The 19890-nt window shown below is 59.3% G+C and carries 24 protein-coding genes and 1 riboswitch; of the genes, 9 read left to right on the top strand and 15 right to left on the bottom strand.

Annotated elements, in window-relative coordinates:
* Window positions 1-126 precede the first annotated feature (126 nt).
* From BKA12_RS10010 to BKA12_RS09990, 5 genes are all read left to right on the top strand, one after another.
* The gene (locus tag BKA12_RS10010) at window positions 127-1287 is read left to right on the top strand and encodes a WD40/YVTN/BNR-like repeat-containing protein (RefSeq protein ID WP_221228077.1); all 1161 of its coding nucleotides are present in this window, start codon (window positions 127-129) and stop codon (window positions 1285-1287) included.
* A gap of 23 nt (window positions 1288-1310) precedes the next feature.
* Window positions 1311-1610: a MoaD/ThiS family protein gene (locus BKA12_RS10005; protein ID WP_183643284.1), complete on the top strand. Its 300-nt coding sequence runs from the start codon at window positions 1311-1313 to the stop codon at window positions 1608-1610.
* A 37-nt stretch (window positions 1611-1647) separates the two neighbouring features.
* Window positions 1648-1995 (top strand): carboxymuconolactone decarboxylase family protein, encoded by a 348-nt coding sequence (locus tag BKA12_RS10000; RefSeq protein ID WP_338087498.1) that lies wholly within the window; start codon window positions 1648-1650, stop codon window positions 1993-1995.
* A 13-nt stretch (window positions 1996-2008) separates the two neighbouring features.
* On the top strand, window positions 2009-3049 hold the full coding sequence (locus tag BKA12_RS09995) for a pirin family protein (protein WP_338087497.1): 1041 nt from the start codon (window positions 2009-2011) through the stop codon (window positions 3047-3049).
* Between the two features lie 72 nt (window positions 3050-3121).
* Window positions 3122-3466 (top strand): GNAT family N-acetyltransferase, encoded by a 345-nt coding sequence (locus tag BKA12_RS09990; RefSeq protein ID WP_246361662.1) that lies wholly within the window; start codon window positions 3122-3124, stop codon window positions 3464-3466.
* Between the two features lie 37 nt (window positions 3467-3503).
* Here BKA12_RS09990 and BKA12_RS09985 read toward each other — a convergent pair whose 3' ends face one another.
* Window positions 3504-3707 (bottom strand): helix-hairpin-helix domain-containing protein, encoded by a 204-nt coding sequence (locus BKA12_RS09985; protein WP_183643278.1) that lies wholly within the window; start codon window positions 3705-3707, stop codon window positions 3504-3506.
* 170 nt (window positions 3708-3877) lie between these two features.
* Between BKA12_RS09985 and epsC the strand changes: the two genes are divergently transcribed.
* Window positions 3878-4468: a serine O-acetyltransferase EpsC gene (gene epsC / locus BKA12_RS09980; protein ID WP_183644961.1), complete on the top strand. Its 591-nt coding sequence runs from the start codon at window positions 3878-3880 to the stop codon at window positions 4466-4468.
* Window positions 4469-4542: 74 nt separating this feature from the next.
* On the opposite strand, the gene BKA12_RS09975 is transcribed toward epsC, so the two are convergent.
* From BKA12_RS09975 to BKA12_RS09960, 4 genes are all read right to left on the bottom strand, one after another.
* Window positions 4543-7611 (bottom strand): aminotransferase, encoded by a 3069-nt coding sequence (locus BKA12_RS09975; protein ID WP_183643275.1) that lies wholly within the window; start codon window positions 7609-7611, stop codon window positions 4543-4545.
* Window positions 7612-7700: 89 nt separating this feature from the next.
* Window positions 7701-7850: a hypothetical protein gene (locus tag BKA12_RS09970; protein ID WP_183643272.1), complete on the bottom strand. Its 150-nt coding sequence runs from the start codon at window positions 7848-7850 to the stop codon at window positions 7701-7703.
* Window positions 7851-7958: 108 nt separating this feature from the next.
* On the bottom strand, window positions 7959-9161 hold the full coding sequence (locus BKA12_RS09965; RefSeq protein ID WP_183643269.1) for an acyl-CoA dehydrogenase family protein: 1203 nt from the start codon (window positions 9159-9161) through the stop codon (window positions 7959-7961).
* 120 nt (window positions 9162-9281) lie between these two features.
* Window positions 9282-9866, bottom strand: coding sequence for a TetR/AcrR family transcriptional regulator (locus BKA12_RS09960; RefSeq protein ID WP_183643266.1), 585 nt, complete (start codon window positions 9864-9866; stop codon window positions 9282-9284).
* Window positions 9867-9952: 86 nt separating this feature from the next.
* On the opposite strand from BKA12_RS09960, the gene BKA12_RS09955 reads away from it, so the two are divergent.
* A complete protein-coding gene (locus tag BKA12_RS09955) occupies window positions 9953-10714 on the top strand; it encodes a 3-hydroxyacyl-CoA dehydrogenase (RefSeq protein WP_183643264.1) in 762 nt (253 codons plus the stop codon).
* 51 nt (window positions 10715-10765) lie between these two features.
* On the opposite strand, the gene BKA12_RS09950 is transcribed toward BKA12_RS09955, so the two are convergent.
* Window positions 10766-11374 (bottom strand): LysE/ArgO family amino acid transporter, encoded by a 609-nt coding sequence (locus tag BKA12_RS09950; RefSeq protein WP_183644958.1) that lies wholly within the window; start codon window positions 11372-11374, stop codon window positions 10766-10768.
* Window positions 11375-11438: 64 nt separating this feature from the next.
* Here BKA12_RS09950 and BKA12_RS09945 point away from each other — a divergent pair, with 64 nt between their 5' ends.
* A complete protein-coding gene (locus tag BKA12_RS09945; protein ID WP_183643261.1) occupies window positions 11439-12302 on the top strand; it encodes a LysR family transcriptional regulator ArgP in 864 nt (287 codons plus the stop codon).
* On the opposite strand, the gene BKA12_RS09940 is transcribed toward BKA12_RS09945, so the two are convergent.
* From BKA12_RS09940 to dnaB, 3 genes are all read right to left on the bottom strand, one after another.
* Window positions 12295-12714 carry a DUF1801 domain-containing protein gene (locus tag BKA12_RS09940; protein ID WP_183643258.1) on the bottom strand — a complete coding sequence of 140 codons (420 nt, stop codon included), beginning with the start codon at window positions 12712-12714 and terminating at the stop codon, window positions 12295-12297. The genes BKA12_RS09945 and BKA12_RS09940 overlap by 8 nt on opposite strands.
* 250 nt (window positions 12715-12964) lie before the next feature.
* Window positions 12965-13207: a hypothetical protein gene (locus tag BKA12_RS09935; RefSeq protein WP_183643254.1), complete on the bottom strand. Its 243-nt coding sequence runs from the start codon at window positions 13205-13207 to the stop codon at window positions 12965-12967.
* A gap of 74 nt (window positions 13208-13281) precedes the next feature.
* Window positions 13282-14649, bottom strand: coding sequence for a replicative DNA helicase (dnaB, locus tag BKA12_RS09930; RefSeq protein WP_183643251.1), 1368 nt, complete (start codon window positions 14647-14649; stop codon window positions 13282-13284).
* A gap of 608 nt (window positions 14650-15257) precedes the next feature.
* Here dnaB and BKA12_RS09925 point away from each other — a divergent pair.
* The gene (locus BKA12_RS09925; protein WP_183643249.1) at window positions 15258-15689 is read left to right on the top strand and encodes a DUF1801 domain-containing protein; all 432 of its coding nucleotides are present in this window, start codon (window positions 15258-15260) and stop codon (window positions 15687-15689) included.
* A 6-nt stretch (window positions 15690-15695) separates the two neighbouring features.
* On the opposite strand, the gene BKA12_RS09920 is transcribed toward BKA12_RS09925, so the two are convergent.
* The 6 genes from BKA12_RS09920 to BKA12_RS09895 form a co-directional block, all read right to left on the bottom strand.
* Window positions 15696-16244, bottom strand: a complete 549-nt coding sequence (locus tag BKA12_RS09920) for a flavin reductase family protein (RefSeq protein WP_183643245.1) — start codon at window positions 16242-16244, stop codon at window positions 15696-15698.
* 39 nt (window positions 16245-16283) lie between these two features.
* Window positions 16284-16401, bottom strand: a riboswitch (SAM riboswitch).
* A gap of 250 nt (window positions 16402-16651) precedes the next feature.
* Window positions 16652-17110: a 50S ribosomal protein L9 gene (gene rplI / locus BKA12_RS09915; protein ID WP_183643242.1), complete on the bottom strand. Its 459-nt coding sequence runs from the start codon at window positions 17108-17110 to the stop codon at window positions 16652-16654.
* A gap of 15 nt (window positions 17111-17125) precedes the next feature.
* Entirely contained in the window at window positions 17126-17365 is a 240-nt protein-coding gene (gene rpsR / locus BKA12_RS09910) for a 30S ribosomal protein S18 (RefSeq protein ID WP_071894491.1), read from the bottom strand.
* An 84-nt stretch (window positions 17366-17449) separates the two neighbouring features.
* Complete coding sequence (locus tag BKA12_RS09905; protein WP_183643239.1) at window positions 17450-18016, bottom strand: single-stranded DNA-binding protein; 567 nt, start codon at window positions 18014-18016, stop codon at window positions 17450-17452.
* A gap of 40 nt (window positions 18017-18056) precedes the next feature.
* Window positions 18057-18362 carry a 30S ribosomal protein S6 gene (gene rpsF / locus BKA12_RS09900; protein WP_183643236.1) on the bottom strand — a complete coding sequence of 102 codons (306 nt, stop codon included), beginning with the start codon at window positions 18360-18362 and terminating at the stop codon, window positions 18057-18059.
* 207 nt (window positions 18363-18569) lie between these two features.
* Entirely contained in the window at window positions 18570-19880 is a 1311-nt protein-coding gene (locus BKA12_RS09895) for a M18 family aminopeptidase (protein WP_183643233.1), read from the bottom strand.
* Between the last annotated feature and the right edge of the window lie 10 nt (window positions 19881-19890).

The raw sequence follows: 19890 nt of genomic DNA, 5'->3' as shown, positions 1-19890 counted from the left end.
GTCATTGAGCCCGAGCATCAATAGCACACGTTCGAGGTCATTCGCCGCGACTACTTAGCCACGCGCGGATGCGAGATTTCGTGGTAAGCGTTGAGTTATGTGCGTCATAGTGGTGAACTGGATCACATGACTGAGCAAACAGTAACGCGGCCGTCCACTACCGGCGCCGTTGACATTGCTCCCGGCTTTACCGTCGTGGCGATAGGCACCAAGAAAGGACTGTGGCTCGCGAGCAGCCCAGACCGCTCCGAGTGGAAACTCTCCGGCCCCTTCTTCGGCACCCTTGAAGTCCCGTCCGTCGCAATCGATACGCGCGAGGGCCGCACTCGCATTTTTGTGGGGATCAATGACTGGCACTTTGGCCCCACCGTGGTTCACTCTGACGACGGCGGAGCTCACTTTTCAGAGACATCGTTCGGGGCGATAGCCTTCCCGAAAGAGACGGGTACATCGCTTGAACGAGTCTGGACCATTACCCCTGACACGGCAGACCGGCCGGGCGTCGTGTGGGCAGGCTGCGAGCCGATTTCCGTCTTCAAATCCACCGATAGCGGCGAGACGTTCCAGCTCGTTCAAGGCCTGTGGGATCACCCGCACCGCGAAAAGTGGGGCGCCGGATTCGGTGGTCCCGCCGCACACACCGTTGTCCCGAGCAAGCAGGATGACAGCACCGTCCACATCGCCATGTCCACGGGCGGCGTATACCGCACCACGGACGGTGGCACCTCGTGGGAGGCCACGAATAAGGGCATCCGCGCGGATTTCCAACCTGAGGACGAGTACCCCGAGTTCGGCCAGTGCGTGCATCGCATTTCTGCTGATGCCGAAGATCCTGCCACTTTGTACTTACAGAATCACGGCGGCGTGTATCGCACCCGAGACAACGCGAACACGTGGGAACTGATCGAAAACGGCCTTCCCTCCAACTTCGGCTTCTCCGTCCTAACGCATCCCACTCAAGGTGGAACGGCGTGGGTCATTCCCGTCTCCAACGGCGATGACCGCTTCTTCCCGGCCGGAAAGTGCTCCGTCTACAAAACCACGGACGGCGGCGACACTTGGCAGGAACAGCACCAGGGACTCCCGGAGCTGGACTACAACGTCTCCCTCCGAGACGCCGAAGGCGTCGACCACCACCCCGAATCGCTCGGCATCTACTTCGGCACTCGCGGCGGCGAAGTGTGGGCTAGCGCCAACGAAGGCGAATCCTTCGAGCGCATTGCCCACCGTCTCCCGGACGTGCTCAGTGTTCGCGCCGCATATATTCCTCCGGAATCTGCGGCGTAGTCATCAGGAAACCTAAGGAATCAATGACTACGGAAAATCTCACGGTCACCCTCGTGTTGCCGGCTGTGCTGGCCGATGTCACGGGCGGGCAGCGGGAGCGTGCCGTGGAACTAGCGCACCCCGCGACGGCGAAGGCGCTTTTGGATACCGTGGGCATTGAGTTCCCGGTGTTTGGGCGGCGCGTGCGGAATGAATCCGGCGAGGTGCGGCGTTACGTGAATGTCTTTATTGGTAAGACAAATATTCGCAACGCCCAAGGTCAGGACACACTTTTGAGCGATGGCGACCGGGTAACAATCGTGCAATCTGTTGCCGGGGGATAGTTCTCCAAAAATTGCGCGCCCAAGAAAAGGACAAATGGTGACCGAAGTATTTCAACGCCAGAATCTGTTTATTGATCGTCAAGATGCAGCTATTTTCAAGGCACTGAATGGTGTTGCGCTCCGCGTAGGCGACGCCACGTTGTTCTCCACCGAAGAGCGTCTCGCTCTTGAACTTGGCGAACTCGTCACGCAGATCCCTGATTCGGAGGCCCGCAAGGCCACTCTTGCTAAGGTGCGCGATGAACTCGGCGACCCCGCAACTTCGGCTCTGACGTGGGCGGCAATCAATATTAACGCGTTCAACCGCGTTTCTATCTTGAGTCACCACCCGGTGACAAAGCACGCGTACCCGGCCGAATCCGCCGCTAAGACTCCACAGAAGTAGAGCGAGGGAAACCGTGAGCAATCTGGATACTCGCCCCGAAGAAGAAATGCTGTCCTCGGGCGCATCGTGTCACGGCGTGGAACTCCTAGAACCACGCGACGTCCCGCTGGGTGGCCCGCGCGCCATGAACGTGCGCCGCACCCTGCCGCAACGTCAACGTAGCCTCATCGGTGCTTGGTGTTTCTTGGACCATTACGGCCCGGATAACGTCAAGGAATCCAACGGGATGAACGTTCCGCAGCACCCGCACACGGGTCTGCAGACGGCGTCGTGGCTCTTCACCGGCGAGATCGAGCACAAGGATTCGGCAGGATTTGAGGCGATCGTGCGCCCCGGCGAACTCAACCTCATGACGGCGGGTCACGGCATCACGCACTCCGAGTTCTCCGCGCAGGAAACGGAGATTCTGCACGGTGCCCAGCTGTGGATCGCCTTGCCCGAGAGCGCGCGGCAGATGTCGCCAACTTTCGAGCACTTTTCACCATCGCCGGTGATCTCAAATGGTGCTGAAGTGCGTGTCTTCTTGGGTTCTTTGGGCATCAATGAAGAGACCTCTTCTTCGCCCGTCGCCACGCATACGCCCCTTGTGGGAGCGGAAATCCTGCTGGCACCTGGGGCAACCGTGTCTTTGACGCTGGATGCATCATTTGAGCACGGATTCCTGCTGGATGCGGGCAAAGTGTTGGTTGATGGCCACACGCTGCCTAAGGACTTTTTGGGCTATCTACCTACCGGCCGCACGAACGCCGCGCTCACCGCCAAGAACGAGCCGGTCCGAGTCCTTCTCATCGGCGGCGAACCTTTCGAAGAGCAGATTGTCATGTGGTGGAACTTCGTGGGCCGCACGCATGAGGAAATCGTGGCGTACCGCAAGGATTACATGGTGGAAATGGGCTTCGAAGAGCGGTCCGCCGAGGACGCTGTGGGTGATTCTCTTGAGTACGACGACGCTGGCTTGCGTTTCGGTACCTTCCCTCCGAACGAGCCCGCTCCCCTCCCGGCACCGACGCTTCCGAACATCCGCATCAAACCGCGCGTCAATCCCGCGCCATAATTCGTCGGTTCCACGCAGTACGTAGTTCCAGTAGTTCTTAGTCCTAGTAGTACATAGACAGAGGAGAAAACAATGAGTGACAATCAGTTCTCAGTGCACTTCATGGATCACCCGTCTCGTTTTGAACTTCGCGACGGCGATGCTGCCATTGGCGAAGCGCGTTTCAAGGACGTGGACGTGGATGGGCAAGCGCAGCGGATTTTCTATCACACGGAGGTCTCCGAGGAGTACGGCGGCCAGGGTCTTGCCGGTCGATTGGCGGCCTATGCGTTGCAGCGCACCGAGGCCGAAAACCGCGTAGTGGTCGCCGTTTGTCCGTACATCAAGGCGTACTTAGCCAAGCATCCTGAATACCAGGAGAACTCTGCCGCGGTGCAGCCACGGCACCTTGAGCTTCTCAACAGCGGCTCGAAGTAAGCGCTAGCTTTCTTTCGTAGCTAGTCCTCTCGGAGCACTATTCACCTAGTAGTGAGAGACCTTTTTCTGCGAGCGCTTCACGGAGAATGCGGAGCCCTCTGGGTCCGAATCCGTGGAGCGCGAGCAGTTCCTTTTCCGTGTGCTTCGTGACGCCTTCAAGTGTTGTGACCCCGAGAGTGGCGAGTGCGCGCTCGGCGGGACTTCCAATCTTTGGCAACGGCGTGCCCTGATTTTCACTCATCTCCCGAGCCTAACTCGCCTAAGCTGTAGGCATGGAGTACACCAGTGAAATGGGCGAGAATGTTCTTGCCCCACGCCGCCATTGGCGGTCTATGGAAGAAAACTCGAACGCCTGAGGTTGTACGCTCCATGACCGATGCGCAGAACCAACCCACCGAGGTGAACTCTCAGATGGCTGAACAGCCTTCCATGCTGCAGCTCATGAAAGAGGACCTCCAGGTTGCTCGTGCGCAGGATCCCGCGGCGCGTTCTGACCTTGAGGTGGCGATCGGTTACTCCGGAGTTCACGCGATGTGGTCTCATCGCGTCGCACACGAACTGTGGAAGAAGAAGGCCGGCAAGACGCCTGCCCGCTTGCTCAGCCAGTTCACCCGCTTCCTCACCGGCGTGGAGATTCACCCGGGCGCAACCATTGGCCGCCGTCCATTCATCGACCACGGCACCATGATTGTCATCGGCGAGACCGCGGTCATCGGCGACGATGTGCTCATGTACCAAGGCACCACTCTGGGTGGCCGCGCTTTGGACAAGAACGAGCGTCACCCACGAGTCGGCAACAACGTCATGCTCGGCTCTGGTGCCACGCTCCTTGGTCCTGTAACGGTTGGTGACGACACCGCCATCGGCGCCAACGCCGTGGTTGTCCGCGACATCCCGGAGGATTCCATCGCTCTAGGCCTTCCGGCGACGCACCGCCACAAGGAAGGCAACTACCCGCTGGATCCTCGCAACGACCTCATCGACCCAGCCACGCTGCTCTAGAGTCGAACCACTCGCAGACGCGAGGCTTGCCGTATCTTTAGAGCGCTCGTTGCTCTAGAGCACGCAGCAGTCCCCTAAGAGTGCGCTGTCGGGAACGTTGCCACAACCTCGGTCAGAACCTGGTCCAGCGCCTCAACCACGAAGTCCACGCTCTCCCGATCAATGCACAGTGGTGGCTTGATCTTGAGGACGTTTTGGCGCTCTGACGTGGGCTGAATGATGACGCCCAAGTGAAGCATGCGCTCGCACACTTCCATGGTCTCTTCCTTCGCCGGCTCGAGCGTCTCGCGGTCGCGAACGAGTTCCACGCCGAGGTACAACCCAGCACCGTGAACAAAACCGATGAGCGGGTGCTTCGCCATGAGCATTTCAAGACGGTCCTTGAAGTACTCGCCCACATTCGCGACGTTTTCCAGGATCTTGTCCTCATCCATCGCATCCAGCACGGCCAGACCCACGGCACAGCTCAGTGGAGAACCACCCGCGGAGGAGAAGAACATGCCTTCGTTGCCCAAGGACTCGGCGATAGCGCGCGTGGTGATGACGCCGCCGATCGGGAATCCGTTGCCCATTGGCTTCGCGATGGTAATGATGTCTGGACGTACGCCTTGCTGGTTGAAGCCCCAGAAGCCCTGGCCCATTCGGCCAAAGCCAACTTGGACTTCGTCCGCGATGCAGAGACCGCCAGCGCCGCGCACCTTCGCGTAGACCTCGCGCAGGTAGCCCTCCGGCAACAGCACGCCGCCGGCGTTACCCAACACGGACTCGCAAATGAAGCCAGCAACCGGCTTACCCTGAGCATCCAATTGCTTGAGAGTATCGGCAAGCTCGGTCGCGTAGTACGTCTCCGCGTCGGGACCCGTGTGCTTGCCTCGCAACGGGTTCGGCACGTCGGCCACATGAACCCAGTCCGGCCGCGATCCCACTGCATTGGGGTTGTCGTACGCGCTCGTGGTGACCGCATCGGCTCCGATAGACCAACCGTGGTATGCCTCGCGCAGCGAAATGATGGTCTTGCGGCCCGTCGCAGCCCACGCCAAACGCAGTGCCAAGTCCACGGCTTCGGTTCCGGAATTCACCAACAGCACGGTGTCCAGACTGTTCGGCGCCTTCTCGATGAGTCGCTCCGAGTACTCAGCCAGCTGGCGATACAGGAACCGCGAGTTGGTATTGAGCAGCCGCAACTGCTGCTCCGCGGCCGCCGTGATCCTCGGGTGCGAGTGCCCCAGGCCAGCCACGTTGTTCACGAGGTCCACGTACGCGCGACCATTCGTGTCGATCAGGTGATGCTTCCACCCACGCTCAAACTCCGGTGGATCCACGTAGTAGCGCTCTTGAGCAGAGGAGAAGACCCGATTGCGCCGGTCCTGCTCCACGGCAGCGTCCGGACGCTCTTCCTCGCGCGGCAAACCAAGCAGCGGCGCGGGATCAATTGTCAGTTGTTCATATGCTGGCGCAAGCTCGTCGCCGCCGAAGAACGGAATGCGGGAGGTTGCGCGGGAGCTGACCCACAGGATTCGCACGCGGTTCAGTTGTTGCGAGTCCGACGACGCCACTCGGCCCAGCGGGTCACCCGCGGACACTGGACCTGGCTGAGGCAATTTCACGAGGCCGGTCAATACCAAGCGAGAACCGTCGCTCGCGGTGAGCACCACTTGCTGCTCATCCCGCTCGGCAAGAGTCGGCGCAGGCACTGAGATCTCGCCATCGAACGGCGCGAATACCTTGGTGCGCTGCGTGAAATAGGCTTCGATGCCAAACGGAATCGTCTTGGGTGCTTCAGCGGAATTGATGCGTGATCGCGTCAAACGCTCAAGCGCATAAGGCAAGTAGATGCCAGATTCCCCTGGCTGTCCTACAAACGAAAATGCCTCACGAATGAACTGTTCTTCCGCGCCCTCACGCAACCATGCGCCGTCGTCCATCCATTCGGATTCGGCTCCCAAGTCCACGCGATGCAACGCAACGGGAGACTGGAGCAAAGAGCCTTCGAGTGCCTTGAAGCGCTTCTTCTTCGGGAAAGAGAACGGGCCGCTTTCTACTTGCGGCTCCTTGGCTGGCTTCGTGGAAGTTGCCGCCTTCGCCGCATCAGCGGCCGTCTCAGTCTCCGTGATCTGCACATGAAGTGCAGCGCGCGTTGCTGCTCGCATGACGTCCAGCGGGTAGCGAGTGGCCTCTTCGAAGATGCGCCACTCTCCCTCGATGCGCTCGGCGGCGTAGTCGTTATCGGCCTCCAGCTCGAGCTGCTTGGCTCCGCTCGTCACCAAGACGCAGGCCCGAAGCACTACAAGTGGCCACAGTGCGGACACTTCCGCAGAGGTCAGAGCCTGTTTCTGGTGGAAAGCGCGCGCAGCCACCAATACGTCCAAAGGCCGCTCAGCCGCGTGCTGAAGTAGCGAAGATAGCGTGACGGCGAGTTCTGCAACGCGCCATCCCGTGGATACATCGCCGAAGTCCAAGACCGTCAGCTGGGAAGAATTCTGGGGACCGCCCCACATGATGTTGTCATCAGTGACATCACCGTGGACAGCTTGAACGGGCAGTTCGCCCACTTGGGTCAGCGCGATGCGAGCAGCCTTGATGGCGGCACGCACACGTTCGCGGCGGCGCCCGTCGGCAATGGACCCCAACAGCGAGTCCGCAATATCAGCGGCTCGGCGCATATCCCACTGAGACGCGCGTTCCAGACCCGGATGCGTGAACTTGGTGAGCGCAGCCGACACTTCGCCGGTCAGCGATCCCACTTGCTGCATCATGACAGCTGAGAGGAAGTGAGCGTCCAAGAGCGAGGTGCCAGGAACGAACTGGAAACGGCGAGCAAAGTGCTCCACGCCGTCCGCGTCAAAAACAGTCCGCACGAGTGAACCATCCGCGTTGCGCAGTACTTGTGCCACGGAGACTCCCGCGGAAACGCACGCGTTCATGACCTCGTTCTGCGCTTCGATTTCTGCGAGCGCGAAGGCGGCGTTATCAATCTTGAGGACGGTGCGGTTGCCGCTTGCCTCCATCAGCAGGAAGTTGCGGTCCTGATTACTGCCAAGCTCGGTGACCTCCACAGCGGACACCCCAAAGTACTGCTGGGCAATAGTTTGAGCGAGTGGGACGGTGACGTTTGGGCGCCGCAGACCGGCAAGTGCTTCCATGGCTCCATTATCCCAGCCCACAGGGCATAGAAAATCGGCTTGTCCCAAGGTGTGGACAAGCCGATGATCGAATTTCTAGGCGTGGATAACTAGGCCGTTGGAAGTTGGCGCAGTCCCACGACGGAGCCGTTCGGGTCCTTGATGGTGCCTACCAGCATGCCGCCGCCTACGTAGACCTCGTAAAACGCTCTGGCAGCCTGCACGTCCTTGGACGGAATGGCGATTGTCGAGAATGCCATGACTAACTCCCTTCATCGGTGTACGCCCTCGCGCACTTGTTGCTTACGTTATCTTGACGATTCAGCGGGCAACAGTGTGACCGAAAGGCTCAGCGACCGGAAGTAAACCTAAATGAACGCCGACGCTCCCGTGACCGCCCGCCCCACAATGAGTGAGTTCACCTCATACGTGCCCTCATACGTATAGATCGCTTCCACGTCCGCAAAAATCTTGCCCATCTCGCGGTCCGCCAGGATGCCATTTCCGCCGAGAAGTCCGCGACCAAGCTGCGCACTTTCGCGAGCAAGCGCCGTCGTACTGGCTTTGACGAGCGCCGCATGCGACATCTCCAGCCCGCCCGCTTCCTGAAGGCGCGCCAATTGTGCCATCATGGCGAGCGAGGCGGTGACGTTGCCCAGAATCTTGGCGATGGGTTGTTGAACCAGCTGAAATTCGGCGAGCGGGCGGCCAAATTGGTGCCGTGACGTGGCGTAATGATGTACGACGTCGTAGATCGCCATCTGCGCGCCGGCCGCTTCCCAGCCCACCCACGCACGCGAATTGCGCAGCAAAATATTGGCTGCGGAGAAATTCGCGGCTCCCGTGAGGGCGTTCTCCGCGGGGATGCGCACGTTTTCCAGCGTGATGTCCGCGTTCGGGATGATGCGCAGGGCCATCTTGTGTTCAATCTTGCGGGCGTGAACGCCCGGGCGGTCGGTCTCAACGATGAAACCTTTGACCTCGTGATCCGCGGTATCTCGCGCGAAAACAATCAGGAAGTCTGCGAACGTCGCCCCGCCGATCCACCGCTTGAAACCGTTGAGCACCCACTCATCGCCCTCTTTCGTGGCGGTAGTGCATAGGCCTTTGGCGATGTCAGAGCCGTGATCTGGCTCGGTGAGAGCGAAAGATCCCACGGCGTCGAACGTTTTGAGGCGCGGAATCCAACGGTCCTGCTGCTCGGCCGATCCTGCCTCGAGGAGCGCGCCCACAATGAGCTCATTGTGGATACCCACGAGCGTGCTCAGGCTCAAGTCAGCCCTCGCCAATTCGGCGTAGACCAGGCCCTTGAAGAGGCGACTGCCGGGCTCAGTCTCGATGGCGCCAAAGCCGTGCTGGCCCAACTTCTTCAGCAAGTGATGCGGGAACTCGTCTTTCGTCCAGAATTCGGCGACATGTGGCCGGATTTCCTGGGTCAGCACGTCACGCATGACCTTGAGACGCTGCTGCTCTTCCGGAGAAAGCATGTTTGAAACGTGGAAATAGTCGGCGTCTTCAAGCGCCGGAGCTGGCCCTAATTCGGGAGAAGCCTCGGTGGGTGCGCAGGTCATCTTTGATCCTTTGGCGAGAAACGCGACAGTACTGTGATGCCTCCCAAAGTACTACTTTTGCCAACGGATGTGAAGTGGAGCACATTTTGGGGCGGTGCTTTGATTACCTAAAGTGGCTTGTCAGGCCGAGATTCCGGCGGTCAGAATCGCCGCGAGCTCTTGGTACGCTTTTGCGTCCGCCAGGCCAGTACGCGCGCGCACTTCACCGAGCTGAATGCGAACCATCGTGGCACTCGTCATGTCCGCCGCGAAGGCTGCGTTCACCTTTCGGAGGTCGCCCTTGGCAACGCCTTCGCGAATGAGATCCTGAACGCGAGCGGCTGCGAATTGGGTGTTCATTTCATAGACTCCGCGAGCTGGCGCGAAATTGCTCATGTCTGTCATGAACTGCTCCGAGGCCTCAGAAAGAGCGCGACCCACAGCATTGAGATAGGCGGTAATGCGTTCGAGGGAGCCGGTGGCTTTCGCGAGTTCCGCTTCCACGTCTTCGGTGGCCTTGCGGAAGAAGTGCTTGGTGACTTCCTTGACCAGACCATCCTTGCTTCCAGCGAGTGTGTAGAGCGTGGACTTGGAGCACTTGAGCCGTGCGGCGACGTCATCCAAGGTCAGATGGGAGAAGCCGTCCATCAAGAACATCTCGATGAGCGAATCGAACAATTCATTGCGGCGCTGGGTCGCAAATTCGGGTCGCTCGGAAGTTTTCATGCATCGATAATACTTGGGCGTCGTTGTCACTGGCTGATTGCGACAGTACTCTGAAACAAACACCAGTACTGATGAGGGAGTCTTGAATGCGATCCGAAGGGTCCGTTGCACTGATTACCGGAGGCGCTTCTGGCTTGGGCCGCGCTACCGCCGAACAGCTCTATTCAACCGGCGCCACGGTGGTACTGGTGGATCTTCCGGGTTCTGCCGGCGAAGCGACAGCGGCTGCACTTGGGGACCGCGCATATTTCGTGGGAGCCGACGTCACCTCGGAAGAAGACGTCCAGCGTGCGGTTGATCAGGCTGCCTCCTTGGGCGACCTGCGGATCGTCGTGAACTGCGCCGGCGTGGGCACCCCGGGCAAGGTACTGAGCCGCAAGGGCGTCCTGCCACTGGGCGACTTCGAGCGTGTAGTGCGCATCAACCTCATAGGCACGTTTAACGTCATTCGCTTGGCCGCCGAAAAGATGGCTGCCACCGAATCCGTAGACGGCGAGCGCGGCGTGATCGTCAATACTGCCTCCGTTGCCGCCTTCGATGGCCAAATCGGTCAGCCCGCCTACTCGGCATCCAAGGGCGGCGTTGCTGCGATGACCTTGCCGATCGCCCGCGAGCTCGCTTCCCACCAGATTCGCGTCATGACCATTGCGCCCGGCATTTTCGAGACCCCCATGGTCGCCGGACTCAGCCAGGAAATTCAGGACTCCTTAGGACAGCAGGTTCCTCATCCGTCACGTCTCGGCAAGCCGTCCGAATACGCCGCACTGGTCCAGCACATCGTGGACAACCCCATGCTCAACGGCGAGACCATCCGCTTGGACGGTGCCATCCGCATGGCCCCGAAATAAGCCGAAGTAGACCGGAAGCGGGCCGGAAGCGAATCGAAGTGGCCGCGAGGCTTAGACCGGCAGCGTCGCGAGGCGGATGGCGAGGACCGTCAAGATCACGCCGATCACCAGGTCAATAATCCGCCACGTGCGCGGGCTCTTGACGAGTGGCGCGAGTGCTTGGGCTCCAAATCCCAGAGCGATAAACCAGATCACCGATCCCAGCATCGCCCCGGCAGCGAAGAACCATTGCTCGCCCGGGTGCTGGTTCGCGAGTGCGCCCAGAAGCACCACTGTGTCCAGGTACACGTGCGGGTTGAGGAATGTCATCGCGAGGGTTGTCCCAGCAACTGCCTTGAGACTCACGCGCGTTGCCGCTGTGGGATCCAGCGCCTCCTTGTGCGTCGCGCGGCGGAAGGACTGGTAGGCAAGGAACGCCAAGTACGCGGCACCTGCCCACTTCAGTACCACCAGCACAGACGGGAACTCTTGCACCACAATCCCCAACCCGGCCGTGCCCGCGGCAATCAGCAGCACGTCGGCACAAATGCAGATCAGTACCGCAATGCCCACGTGGTTTCGCATCAGACCTTGGCGCAGCACAAACGTGTTCTGGGCGCCGATGGCAACGATCAGGGAGAGGCCGGTCAACAAGCCGGAAAGAGCAGTAGTCACAAGCATCAACATTAGGGACGCTTAGTCATTCAGTACAGCTAAAAATTCTTCAGTACGGTAAGAATTGCTTATGCGCTGGAATCGCGAGCACCTTGCAACCCTCAAAGCCATTGTGGATGGCGGCACTTTCGATGCCGCTGCAAAGCACCTCCTCATCACGGCCTCCGCGGTCAGTCAACGCATCCGTGCCCTCGAGAATCAGGCCGGCCAAGTGCTGATCATCCGCGGAACTCCGTGCGTTGCCACGGAGGTCGGACTCGCGCTCCTTCGTCTCGCGAAGCAGATTGAACTCTCAGAGGCAGAGACCACCGCCGTCCTGGAGGAATCCCGGACCTCCCACTCCATTGCGATGGCCATCAACGCCGACTCCATGGCCACGTGGTTCGCGCGTTGCCTCCCGGACTTCGCGCAGTTAGAGCCCGCGAGCATCGACATCCGGCTCGAAGACCAGCAACACTCGCTCGAACTACTGAGAACCGCCCAAGTCATGGCCGCCGTGACCTCTGAGCCCCACCCGGTACAGGGCTGCTCTTCGCAACCCCTCACGGTCATGAGGTATGTCCCTGCGGCGCGACCAGACGTCGTCGTACGTCATACCGAAAATGGAGTGCTGAACTGGGGCACCCTGCCGGTGGTGCACTTCAACCCCAAGGACGCGATCCAGCGCGAGCTACTGAGTGAGCGCAACGCCGAGCCGCAGAAGCAGCACACCGTCCCGAGTTCCGAGGGTTTCCTCCGCGCGGTGCTCGCGGGTCTCGGCTGGGGCGCCATGCCGTTGTTGCAGTGCCAAAAGTACTTCGACAACGGTCGCCTAGTGCCACTTGAAGAGGGGCTTTATGTGGATGTGCCGCTGTATTGGCAGCGCTGGAAGATCGAATCGCCGCTGCTGGACACTGTGGGTGAAATCGTGAAGAAGCGAGCGCAGGCTATTTAGCTGGCTTCTTGGCCGTCTTCTTCGCGGCTTTCTTCTCCGCGTTGTAGGCGGCCGCGGCACGCACTAGCTCAATGAAGTGCTCTTTATTGAGCTCGAGAGACTCATCAACATCAATCGCACGGCGCTGGTTTCCGTTGCCGTTGTTGAAGAGGCCGTGCGGATCTTCGTAGAGCGCGCCGAAGTTGAAGGTGAGCTTGATCTTGTCCTTGTGCGCATCACCCACAATCATGATGCCGTCCTTCTCCCAGACAGGGCTGCCCATCCACTTCCACGTCTCCGTGACGTCGGGAACGGCCTCGTGGATCCAAGAACGAAGCTGCGCGAACCGCTCGCCGCGCCAATCCTCTATGCTCGCAATGTGCTCGTCAATGACGCGTGGTGCTTCGTCCTGATTCTCCAATGCAGCGGTCATGGCCCGTCCTTTCAGTCACGAGTTAATGTACAGCGAACTATTGGTAAGGACATTCTCAGATGACCGCAGATGCGTTAGCCGCTTTTGAAGCGGAGCGACCCCGCTTGATCCGCGTGTTTGCGGCTCTCTGGAACCACCGAGATCATCGATAACCTGCCCGGTTGGCTCACCACTGTCACCGTCCGACTGCGCTCGGATCGCTTGCGCGCGGCAAGGATGATGCACTTCTCGTACGACGCCGCCGCTCCAGTTAAGCGGGATTCTCCGGCAAGTCTGCAAAGGCTTTCTTCATGTCGCGATACCAGCCTAGGGCTGCCCACGGCTTGCGCCAGCGACCCTTCATGTCTTCGCGTGCAGCCACGTGGGTATCGTCGCCAGCTTTGACGGTTTCCTTGAGGTGCTTGTCTTGGGCGTTGATCACGTCGTCGGCCGTCGTGCCGGTATGCGCGAGATCGCAAGGGCCGCTTAGCTGGCGGCAAGTCATGGTTTTCATGGTTCTGATCCTTCAAGTAGTTGCTGACTACTCTATTGACGCATGACGGGCCGGAAGTGTGACCGTTGGCGGGATTAGTCACGAGCCATGTTGCTAAAGCGCGAGTAGTGGCCCTGGAAAGCCACCACAATGTTGCCAGTAGGACCGTTGCGGTGCTTGGCCACGATGATGTCAGCTTCGCCCGGACGCTCGGAGGTGTCCTTGTTGACCACGTCATCGCGGTGTAGCAAGAGCACCACGTCGGCGTCCTGCTCGATGGAACCGGATTCACGAAGGTCGGAAATGACCGGGCGCTTGTCCGGACGGTTTTCGGAGCCACGGTTCAGCTGCGACAGGGCGATCACGGGAACGTCGAGCTCTTTCGCGAGCAGCTTGAGCGCACGCGAAAACTCGGAAACTTCCTGCTGACGGGATTCCACGCGCTTACCGGAGCTCATGAGCTGCAGGTAGTCGATGATCACGAGCCGAAGGTCATTCTTTTGCTTCAAGCGACGGCACTTCGCACGGATTTCCATGAGGGACATGTTCGGCGAATCGTCGATGAAGAGCGGCGCGTTGTTGAGGCGGCCCATGGTGTTGGCGATCTTCTGCCAGTCGTCGTTCTGAACGTTGCCTTTTCGCAGGTCCTGAAGCTGTAGCTGGCCTTCGGCAGACAACAAACGCATGGCGATTTCGTTGCGGCCCATTTCCAGCGAGAAGAAAACCGTGGTCATGTCATGGTGGATGGACGCCGAGCGCGCAAAGTCCAGCGCGAAAGTGGACTTACCCATAGCCGGACGGGCAGCGATCACGATCATCTGGCCGCCGTGGAGGCCCTGAGTCAGGTTGTCGAGTTCGTAAAAACCGGTCGGGACGCCGGTCAGGCCGTCGCCCTTGTGTCCATTGGCCTCGATCTCGTCAACGGTGGCTTCCATGATGTCGCGCAGAGCCACATAGTCTTCCGCGGTTTCACGTTCAGAGACCGCGTAAATCTCCGCCTGAGCGGCGTTGACGACCTCCTCAACCTCGCCGCCCTGTGCATAACCCATGTTCACGATGCGAGTGCCGGCCTCCACCAGACGGCGAAGCACTGCGCGCTCGTGGACAATCTCGGCGTAGTAGCCGGCGTTGGCAGCCGTAGGAACGGACTGGATAAGCGTGTGAAGGTAGCCAGGTCCGCCGACACGGCCGATCTCGCCGCGCTTCGTGAGCTCATCGGCGACCGTCACGGCGTCAGCTGGTTCACCCTTGCCATAGAGGTCAAGGATGGCCTCAAAAATGGCTTCGTGGTTGGGGCGGTAGAAGTCAGGCCCGCGAAGTACTTCGATGCAGTCGGCGATCGCGTCCTTCGAGAGCATCATGCCGCCCAACACGCTCTGCTCAGCGACCATGTCTTGCGGCGGTGTGCGCGCAAACTGCTGATCGCCAGAACGTGATCCTTGGTCCAGATGCTGAACGGCCACGAACCCTCCTCAGGTCATTACTATGAATCCGCGCGAATTCGCGGCGGCAAAAAAGCCTCGCTCTCTGCCTTTCGCTCCCATTCTTTCTACTGCCACCGACACTTAGGAAAGGGGGTTCGAAGGGGTGTGAAAAATGCTCACGAAGCAATAGAGCTCAAGCAACCATAGTCCCCTATTTCGCGGTACTCAAACGAGTTATCCACAGGCCATGTGTATAACTGACGTCTTCATCCACGACCTGTGTGTATAACTTGGGGATATCCACTCGATCCTCAACTTGTTTCTCCACACTAACAGGCGCTGACTAGGCATAATGCATTTTTGCGCTTGTGGATCCAAAAAGCTTTTCCACAAACCCTCAGGTAGTGCTTGCAGGTTAGCTGGGTCATATCACACCCGGATACTTGAATATTTGGTGATATGCACACAAGTTATCCACAGACCAAGGGTAGTTGTGCACAGACACGCGCGGTCGGTGACTTTTAACTTGACGGAATAGCGAAGTACATGTTCTAGGCACCGCATCTGAACAATGTTCACATCGCGTGGCGCTGACCAGTGTGCATATAGCCCGAGACATTCGAAGCCGCGCGCTTTAGATTGGTTCCATGGCCGAGAACAAGACTCAACCCACCAACGTCGACCCTCGAGAGTTCATTTCAGCAGTGGAGCACCCAACGCGCCGCGCAGATGCCGAAGTGCTGCTGGAGCTCATGGAGGAGATCACCGGCAAGCCTGCGGTGATGTGGGGTCCTAGCATTGTGGGGTTCGACGAATACTTTTACCACTACGAAAGTGGGCACAAAGGAACGGCACCCATCGTCGGCTTCTCGCCCCGTAAAGCCAGTTTGTCTCTCTACGGACTCGGCAACGCACCAGAAGCCTCCGAGCTGCTCTCGAAACTAGGCAAGCACAAGGCCAGCGTGGGGTGTGTGTACGTCAACAAGCTCGCTGACGTAGATGTAGACGTCCTGAAAGAACTAATCGCTCTAGGGCACCGTTACGGCGTGAACGTCTTGGATCAGTCCAACGAGAAGTAGGCCCGCTTAGACGAGCGCGTTGTCCTTGAGGGTACGGAACGCAGAGCCGTGGAAGACCAGCGGTTCGTTAGCGTCTCCGTGCGTCTCGTGACCGTGAACGCGCAACAGGACTACCTGGTGGTCGCCGGCGGGGAATTCGGACTCTACGGAGCAATCCAGCCACAAAGCTGCGTCCTCTAGGAACAATGCTCCCTCGTCTGTGGAGGCGAGGTTGAGTCCGGCAAAGCGGTCGCCATCGCGCGAAGCGATCTGGCGGCAGACGCCTTCATGCTTTTCGCCCAGGATAGAGACGCCGATGCGCTGTGCGCCGCGAACAATCGGCCACGTGCGGGAAGAGTTCTGCACGGCGAACATCACGAGTGGTGGCTCAAGCGAGACGCCCACCGTGAAGGAAGAAGCGACAATTCCCTGAGGCTGTCCGTTCACGATGGCGCACAAAGCGGCCACACCGGAGGGGAAGCGAGAGAAGGCCTGTCGCAGGGACTGGGCACCCACATCATGCGAGATGGTGCCGTTCCCCGTGGTCTGTGAGGAGTGCTCGACGCTGGCGGTCATGTTGATCCTTACGTGACTCGTCCGCAGTCCGACTTTCGGATGCAGTACTTGCGAAGCGGGGTCTTCTCCCGAACGCCGAATCATCACCTGGAGCACCCCACTACTACCAGAGGGTTGCCGGTCAACCAGCCAGGGCTTGTCATTGACTCTCTTGATTCTGAAGTCCACGTTAGAGCGGATTCGATCACCGCGTCAAAAGTCCACGAAATATTTCGAAAGACTCGCAGTCCATCACTTGACATCAAACAGTCAATGCAAAAATAAGGATTCCGCCGAATATTCCGCCGATCGATGGCGTGAAAAGGACCGGAGGTAGGCGGTACAAGGGTGAAATTGAGCAGTTAAAGCAAAAGAGCCGCACCCCGAAGGGAACGGCTCTTTCGACCAATCAGCTTGTCAGCTCGAGGTTACTTGCCCTTTGCGGCAACAACCTGAACTTCAAATGCAGCCAAAACGTCTTCGTGCAAGCGAGCGGTCACGTTGTGGTGACCAACAGACTTGATGGCGTCCTGGATCTCGATCGAGCGGCGGTCGAGGGAGCCGAGGCCGGCTTCTTCGATTGCAGCTGCGATGTCAGCAGGCTTGACGGTGCCGAACAAACGTCCGGTGTCGCCAGCCTTGACTGCGAGACGGATGGTGGTGGACTTGAGCTTTGCAGCCAAAGCCTGTGCATCCTCGAGGTTTGCAATGGCCTTTGCAGCGCGAGCAGCGTTGAGAGCCTCAACGTGCTTTTCAGCGCCCTTGGTCCAAAGCGTTGCGAATCCGCGTGGGAGGAGGTAGTTACGGGCGTAGCCGTTCTTTACTTCCACCACATCGCCTGGGGTGCCCAGACCGGTAACTTCGTGAGTCAAAATGAGCTTTGCCATGTTTGTTTTCCTTCCTTAGCCGCGGCCAGCGCCGGAGTAAGGCAACAAGGCGACTTCACGAGCGTTCTTGATTGCCTGAGCAATCTTGCGCTGTTCCTGAACGGAAACGCCGGTCACACGACGAGCACGGATCTTTCCGCGATCGGAGATGAACTTACGCAGCAAAGCTACGTCCTTGTAGTCGATGACCGTCACGTCGGCGGCCTTCAGTGGATTCGACTTTGGTTTGGGCTTACGGAGTTCAGCCTTAGCCATCGTGGAGCTCCTTTTCTGTTGGAGCCCGCAGATCAATCTGCGGGATGGTGAATGTTTTTGTTGAGTAGAAGATCAAGCGGGCGTTTAGAACGGTGGTTCGTCGCTACCCATGTCATTGCCCCAACCATCCGAAGAGGATGATGCGGAGCTTTCCCATGGGTTGTCGTTCTGGCGCTGCGGTGCGGAGTTTCCTCCCCAGCTTCCGCCGGAGTTGCCTCCGCCGAATCCGCCAGCGTTTCCACCACCGGCATTGCCGCCACCAAAGTTGCCGCCGCCACCGCCGGAGCGCTGCGCACGGGTTACCTTTGCCGAAGCGAAACGAAGCGATGGGCCGATTTCCTCGACCTCAAGCTCCATCACGGTGCGACGTTCGCCCTCTTTAGTTTCGTACGAACGGGACTTCAGGCGACCCTGAGCGATGACACGCATGCCCTTCGTGAGCGTCTCAGCTACGTTTTCAGCAGCTTCGCGCCACACAGACGCGCGGAGGAACAGCGCTTCGCCGTCCTTCCACTCGTTGGACTGGCGATCAAAGGTCCGAGGCGTCGATGCGATCGTAAAGTTCGCAACGGCGGATCCGGACGGGGTGAATCGAAGTTCGGGATCGGAAGTCAAATTTCCGATCACAGTGATAACTGTCTCGCCTGCCATGGTTCCCCTTCAGTAGTGTTCGTACGCGGTATCCGCGAGATTACTCTGCGGAAACCTTCTGATCTTCCGGACGAATGATCTTGGTACGCATGATCTGTTCAGACAAAGAAAGCTGACGGTCGAGTTCGGCCGACGTCGTAGGCTCTGCCGTGAAGTTAACGACTACGTAGATCGCTTCAGACTTCTTCTGGATTTCGTATGCCAAGCGGCGACGTCCCCAGATATCAACATTGTCAACGGTTCCGCCTTCGTTGGTAACAACTTCGAGGAACTTGTTGATGGTTGGTTCAACGGTGCGCTCGTCGACCTCTGGGTCGATCAGCACCATCAATTCATAAGCACGCATGTGAACCCACCTCCTTTGGACTTAACGGTCACGGTCTTTCCGCAACAGGAGGTTCTTCGCGTTGGTGCTTGCAACCCCAAAAGGACATGCGGGTGCAAACAACCTCAGCTATCTTACCGGAATTTCTTCACTAACCATAACGACGGCGATGCTCAGCACCGCGCGCAGCCTGAGGTTATTGAGGACAAGACCGGGGCGACCCACTGCCTACTTTGAATTGTGGGTGAAGAACTCTTGAGCGATGCGTGCAAGGCCGTACAGATCCTCGACGTGCGCCATTTCTCGCGCGGAGTGCATCGAGAGCAGCGGAACACCCACGTCAAGGGTGCGAATACCCAGTCGGGTGGCCGTGATGGGGCCAATCGTGGAGCCACACGGCATGGCGTTGTTGGACACGAACTCTTGGTACGGAGCATCGGCTTGAGCACACCACTGCGTCCAGGCTGCTGCACCCACGGCGTCCGTTGCGTAGCGCTGGTTGGCGTTGATCTTGAGCAACGGACCCTTGCCGGCTAGCGGCTGGTTCGCGGGATCATGGCGCTCGGGGTAGTTCGGGTGGATCGCGTGGCCCGCATCAGAAGACAAGCAGATCGAATCAGCGATGGCGCGGTAGCTATCTTCCGTGGAACCACCCAACGAGAAGCCAATGCGGCGCACCACTTCCTCGAGGAACGGGCCAGCAGCGCCCGAACGGGATGCGGAGCCAATTTCCTCGTGATCAAAAGCTGCGAGCATCGGAATCTGAGAGAGCGACTCGTCGGCAACACTCTGAAGCGCCACGAGGGAAGCGTGCACGGAGCTCAGGTTGTCCAAGCGTGCGGAAGCTAAGAATTCGGACGTGGCACCAAAGAGAGCTGGTGCCTGCGCGTCGCAAGCTACGACGTCGTACCCGCCAATAGTGAGCGGATCAATCCCGGCAGCCTCCGCCAAGACCGCCAGCAAGTCCTGCTCATCCGCGCGGCCGGTGCCCCAGATCGGGTTCATGTGGCGCTGCGGATCCAGCTTGAGGCCCTCGTTGACGCCGCGATCCAAGTGGATGGCCAGCTGCGGGAAGCGCAAAAGCGGGGCCGTGCGCGTGAGGACTTCGGTGCCGTCATGCGTGACGATGCGGCCAGCGAGGACCAGCTCGCGGTCCAGCCACGAGTTCAAGAGCGGTCCGCCGTACACCTCCACGCCAGCCTGCAACCAACCGAAGGAGCTCGTGGTGGGCTTGGGCTTGAGCTTGAAGGACGGCGAATCCGTATGGGATCCCAAGATGCGGAAGCCCGTTGCCGCCGTGACACCTTGCGGAATTACGAACGCGATCACGGCGCCGTCGCGCTGCACGTAGTACTTTCCGGCGTTCAGACTCCAGGCTTCGGTCTCGATGAGCGGGCTGAAGCCAGACTCCGTCAGTCGACGCACCGCTTCCGCTACCGCGTGGAAGCTCGAAGGTGATGCGGTGACGAATTCGCCCAAGTCAAGAGCGTGCTGTTGAGCTGGAGTGGGCGAGTTCAAGGGGGACGGACTACTCTGCATGCTTCGAGCC

This window comes from Neomicrococcus lactis (assembly GCF_014200305.1).
Lineage (GTDB): Bacteria > Actinomycetota > Actinomycetes > Actinomycetales > Micrococcaceae > Neomicrococcus > Neomicrococcus lactis.
This window is presented reverse-complemented; position numbering and strand designations above follow the sequence as displayed.

What these genes read in the sequence shown, in the direction of transcription:
- BKA12_RS09990 (WP_246361662.1), top strand. Translation starts at nt 3,122, where the DNA reads ATGAGTGACAATCAGTTCTCAGTGCACTTCATGGATCACCCGTCTCGT.
- BKA12_RS10010 (WP_221228077.1), top strand. Translation starts at nt 127, where the DNA reads ATGACTGAGCAAACAGTAACGCGGCCGTCCACTACCGGCGCCGTTGAC.
- BKA12_RS09895 (WP_183643233.1), bottom strand. Translation starts at nt 19,880, where the DNA reads ATGCAGAGTAGTCCGTCCCCCTTGAACTCGCCCACTCCAGCTCAACAG.
- BKA12_RS09950 (WP_183644958.1), bottom strand. Translation starts at nt 11,374, where the DNA reads ATGCTTGTGACTACTGCTCTTTCCGGCTTGTTGACCGGCCTCTCCCTG.
- rpsF (WP_183643236.1), bottom strand. Translation starts at nt 18,362, where the DNA reads ATGCGTGCTTATGAATTGATGGTGCTGATCGACCCAGAGGTCGACGAG.
- BKA12_RS09985 (WP_183643278.1), bottom strand. Translation starts at nt 3,707, where the DNA reads ATGAGTGAAAATCAGGGCACGCCGTTGCCAAAGATTGGAAGTCCCGCC.
- BKA12_RS09940 (WP_183643258.1), bottom strand. Translation starts at nt 12,714, where the DNA reads ATGACCGCTGCATTGGAGAATCAGGACGAAGCACCACGCGTCATTGAC.
- BKA12_RS09975 (WP_183643275.1), bottom strand. Translation starts at nt 7,611, where the DNA reads ATGGAAGCACTTGCCGGTCTGCGGCGCCCAAACGTCACCGTCCCACTC.
- BKA12_RS10005 (WP_183643284.1), top strand. Translation starts at nt 1,311, where the DNA reads ATGACTACGGAAAATCTCACGGTCACCCTCGTGTTGCCGGCTGTGCTG.
- BKA12_RS09945 (WP_183643261.1), top strand. Translation starts at nt 11,439, where the DNA reads ATGCGCTGGAATCGCGAGCACCTTGCAACCCTCAAAGCCATTGTGGAT.
- BKA12_RS09960 (WP_183643266.1), bottom strand. Translation starts at nt 9,866, where the DNA reads ATGAAAACTTCCGAGCGACCCGAATTTGCGACCCAGCGCCGCAATGAA.
- BKA12_RS09965 (WP_183643269.1), bottom strand. Translation starts at nt 9,161, where the DNA reads ATGACCTGCGCACCCACCGAGGCTTCTCCCGAATTAGGGCCAGCTCCG.
- BKA12_RS09925 (WP_183643249.1), top strand. Translation starts at nt 15,258, where the DNA reads ATGGCCGAGAACAAGACTCAACCCACCAACGTCGACCCTCGAGAGTTC.
- BKA12_RS09970 (WP_183643272.1), bottom strand. Translation starts at nt 7,850, where the DNA reads ATGGCATTCTCGACAATCGCCATTCCGTCCAAGGACGTGCAGGCTGCC.
- BKA12_RS09935 (WP_183643254.1), bottom strand. Translation starts at nt 13,207, where the DNA reads ATGAAAACCATGACTTGCCGCCAGCTAAGCGGCCCTTGCGATCTCGCG.
- BKA12_RS09920 (WP_183643245.1), bottom strand. Translation starts at nt 16,244, where the DNA reads ATGACCGCCAGCGTCGAGCACTCCTCACAGACCACGGGGAACGGCACC.
- epsC (WP_183644961.1), top strand. Translation starts at nt 3,878, where the DNA reads ATGGCTGAACAGCCTTCCATGCTGCAGCTCATGAAAGAGGACCTCCAG.
- rpsR (WP_071894491.1), bottom strand. Translation starts at nt 17,365, where the DNA reads ATGGCTAAGGCTGAACTCCGTAAGCCCAAACCAAAGTCGAATCCACTG.
- BKA12_RS09905 (WP_183643239.1), bottom strand. Translation starts at nt 18,016, where the DNA reads ATGGCAGGCGAGACAGTTATCACTGTGATCGGAAATTTGACTTCCGAT.
- rplI (WP_183643242.1), bottom strand. Translation starts at nt 17,110, where the DNA reads ATGGCAAAGCTCATTTTGACTCACGAAGTTACCGGTCTGGGCACCCCA.
- BKA12_RS09955 (WP_183643264.1), top strand. Translation starts at nt 9,953, where the DNA reads ATGCGATCCGAAGGGTCCGTTGCACTGATTACCGGAGGCGCTTCTGGC.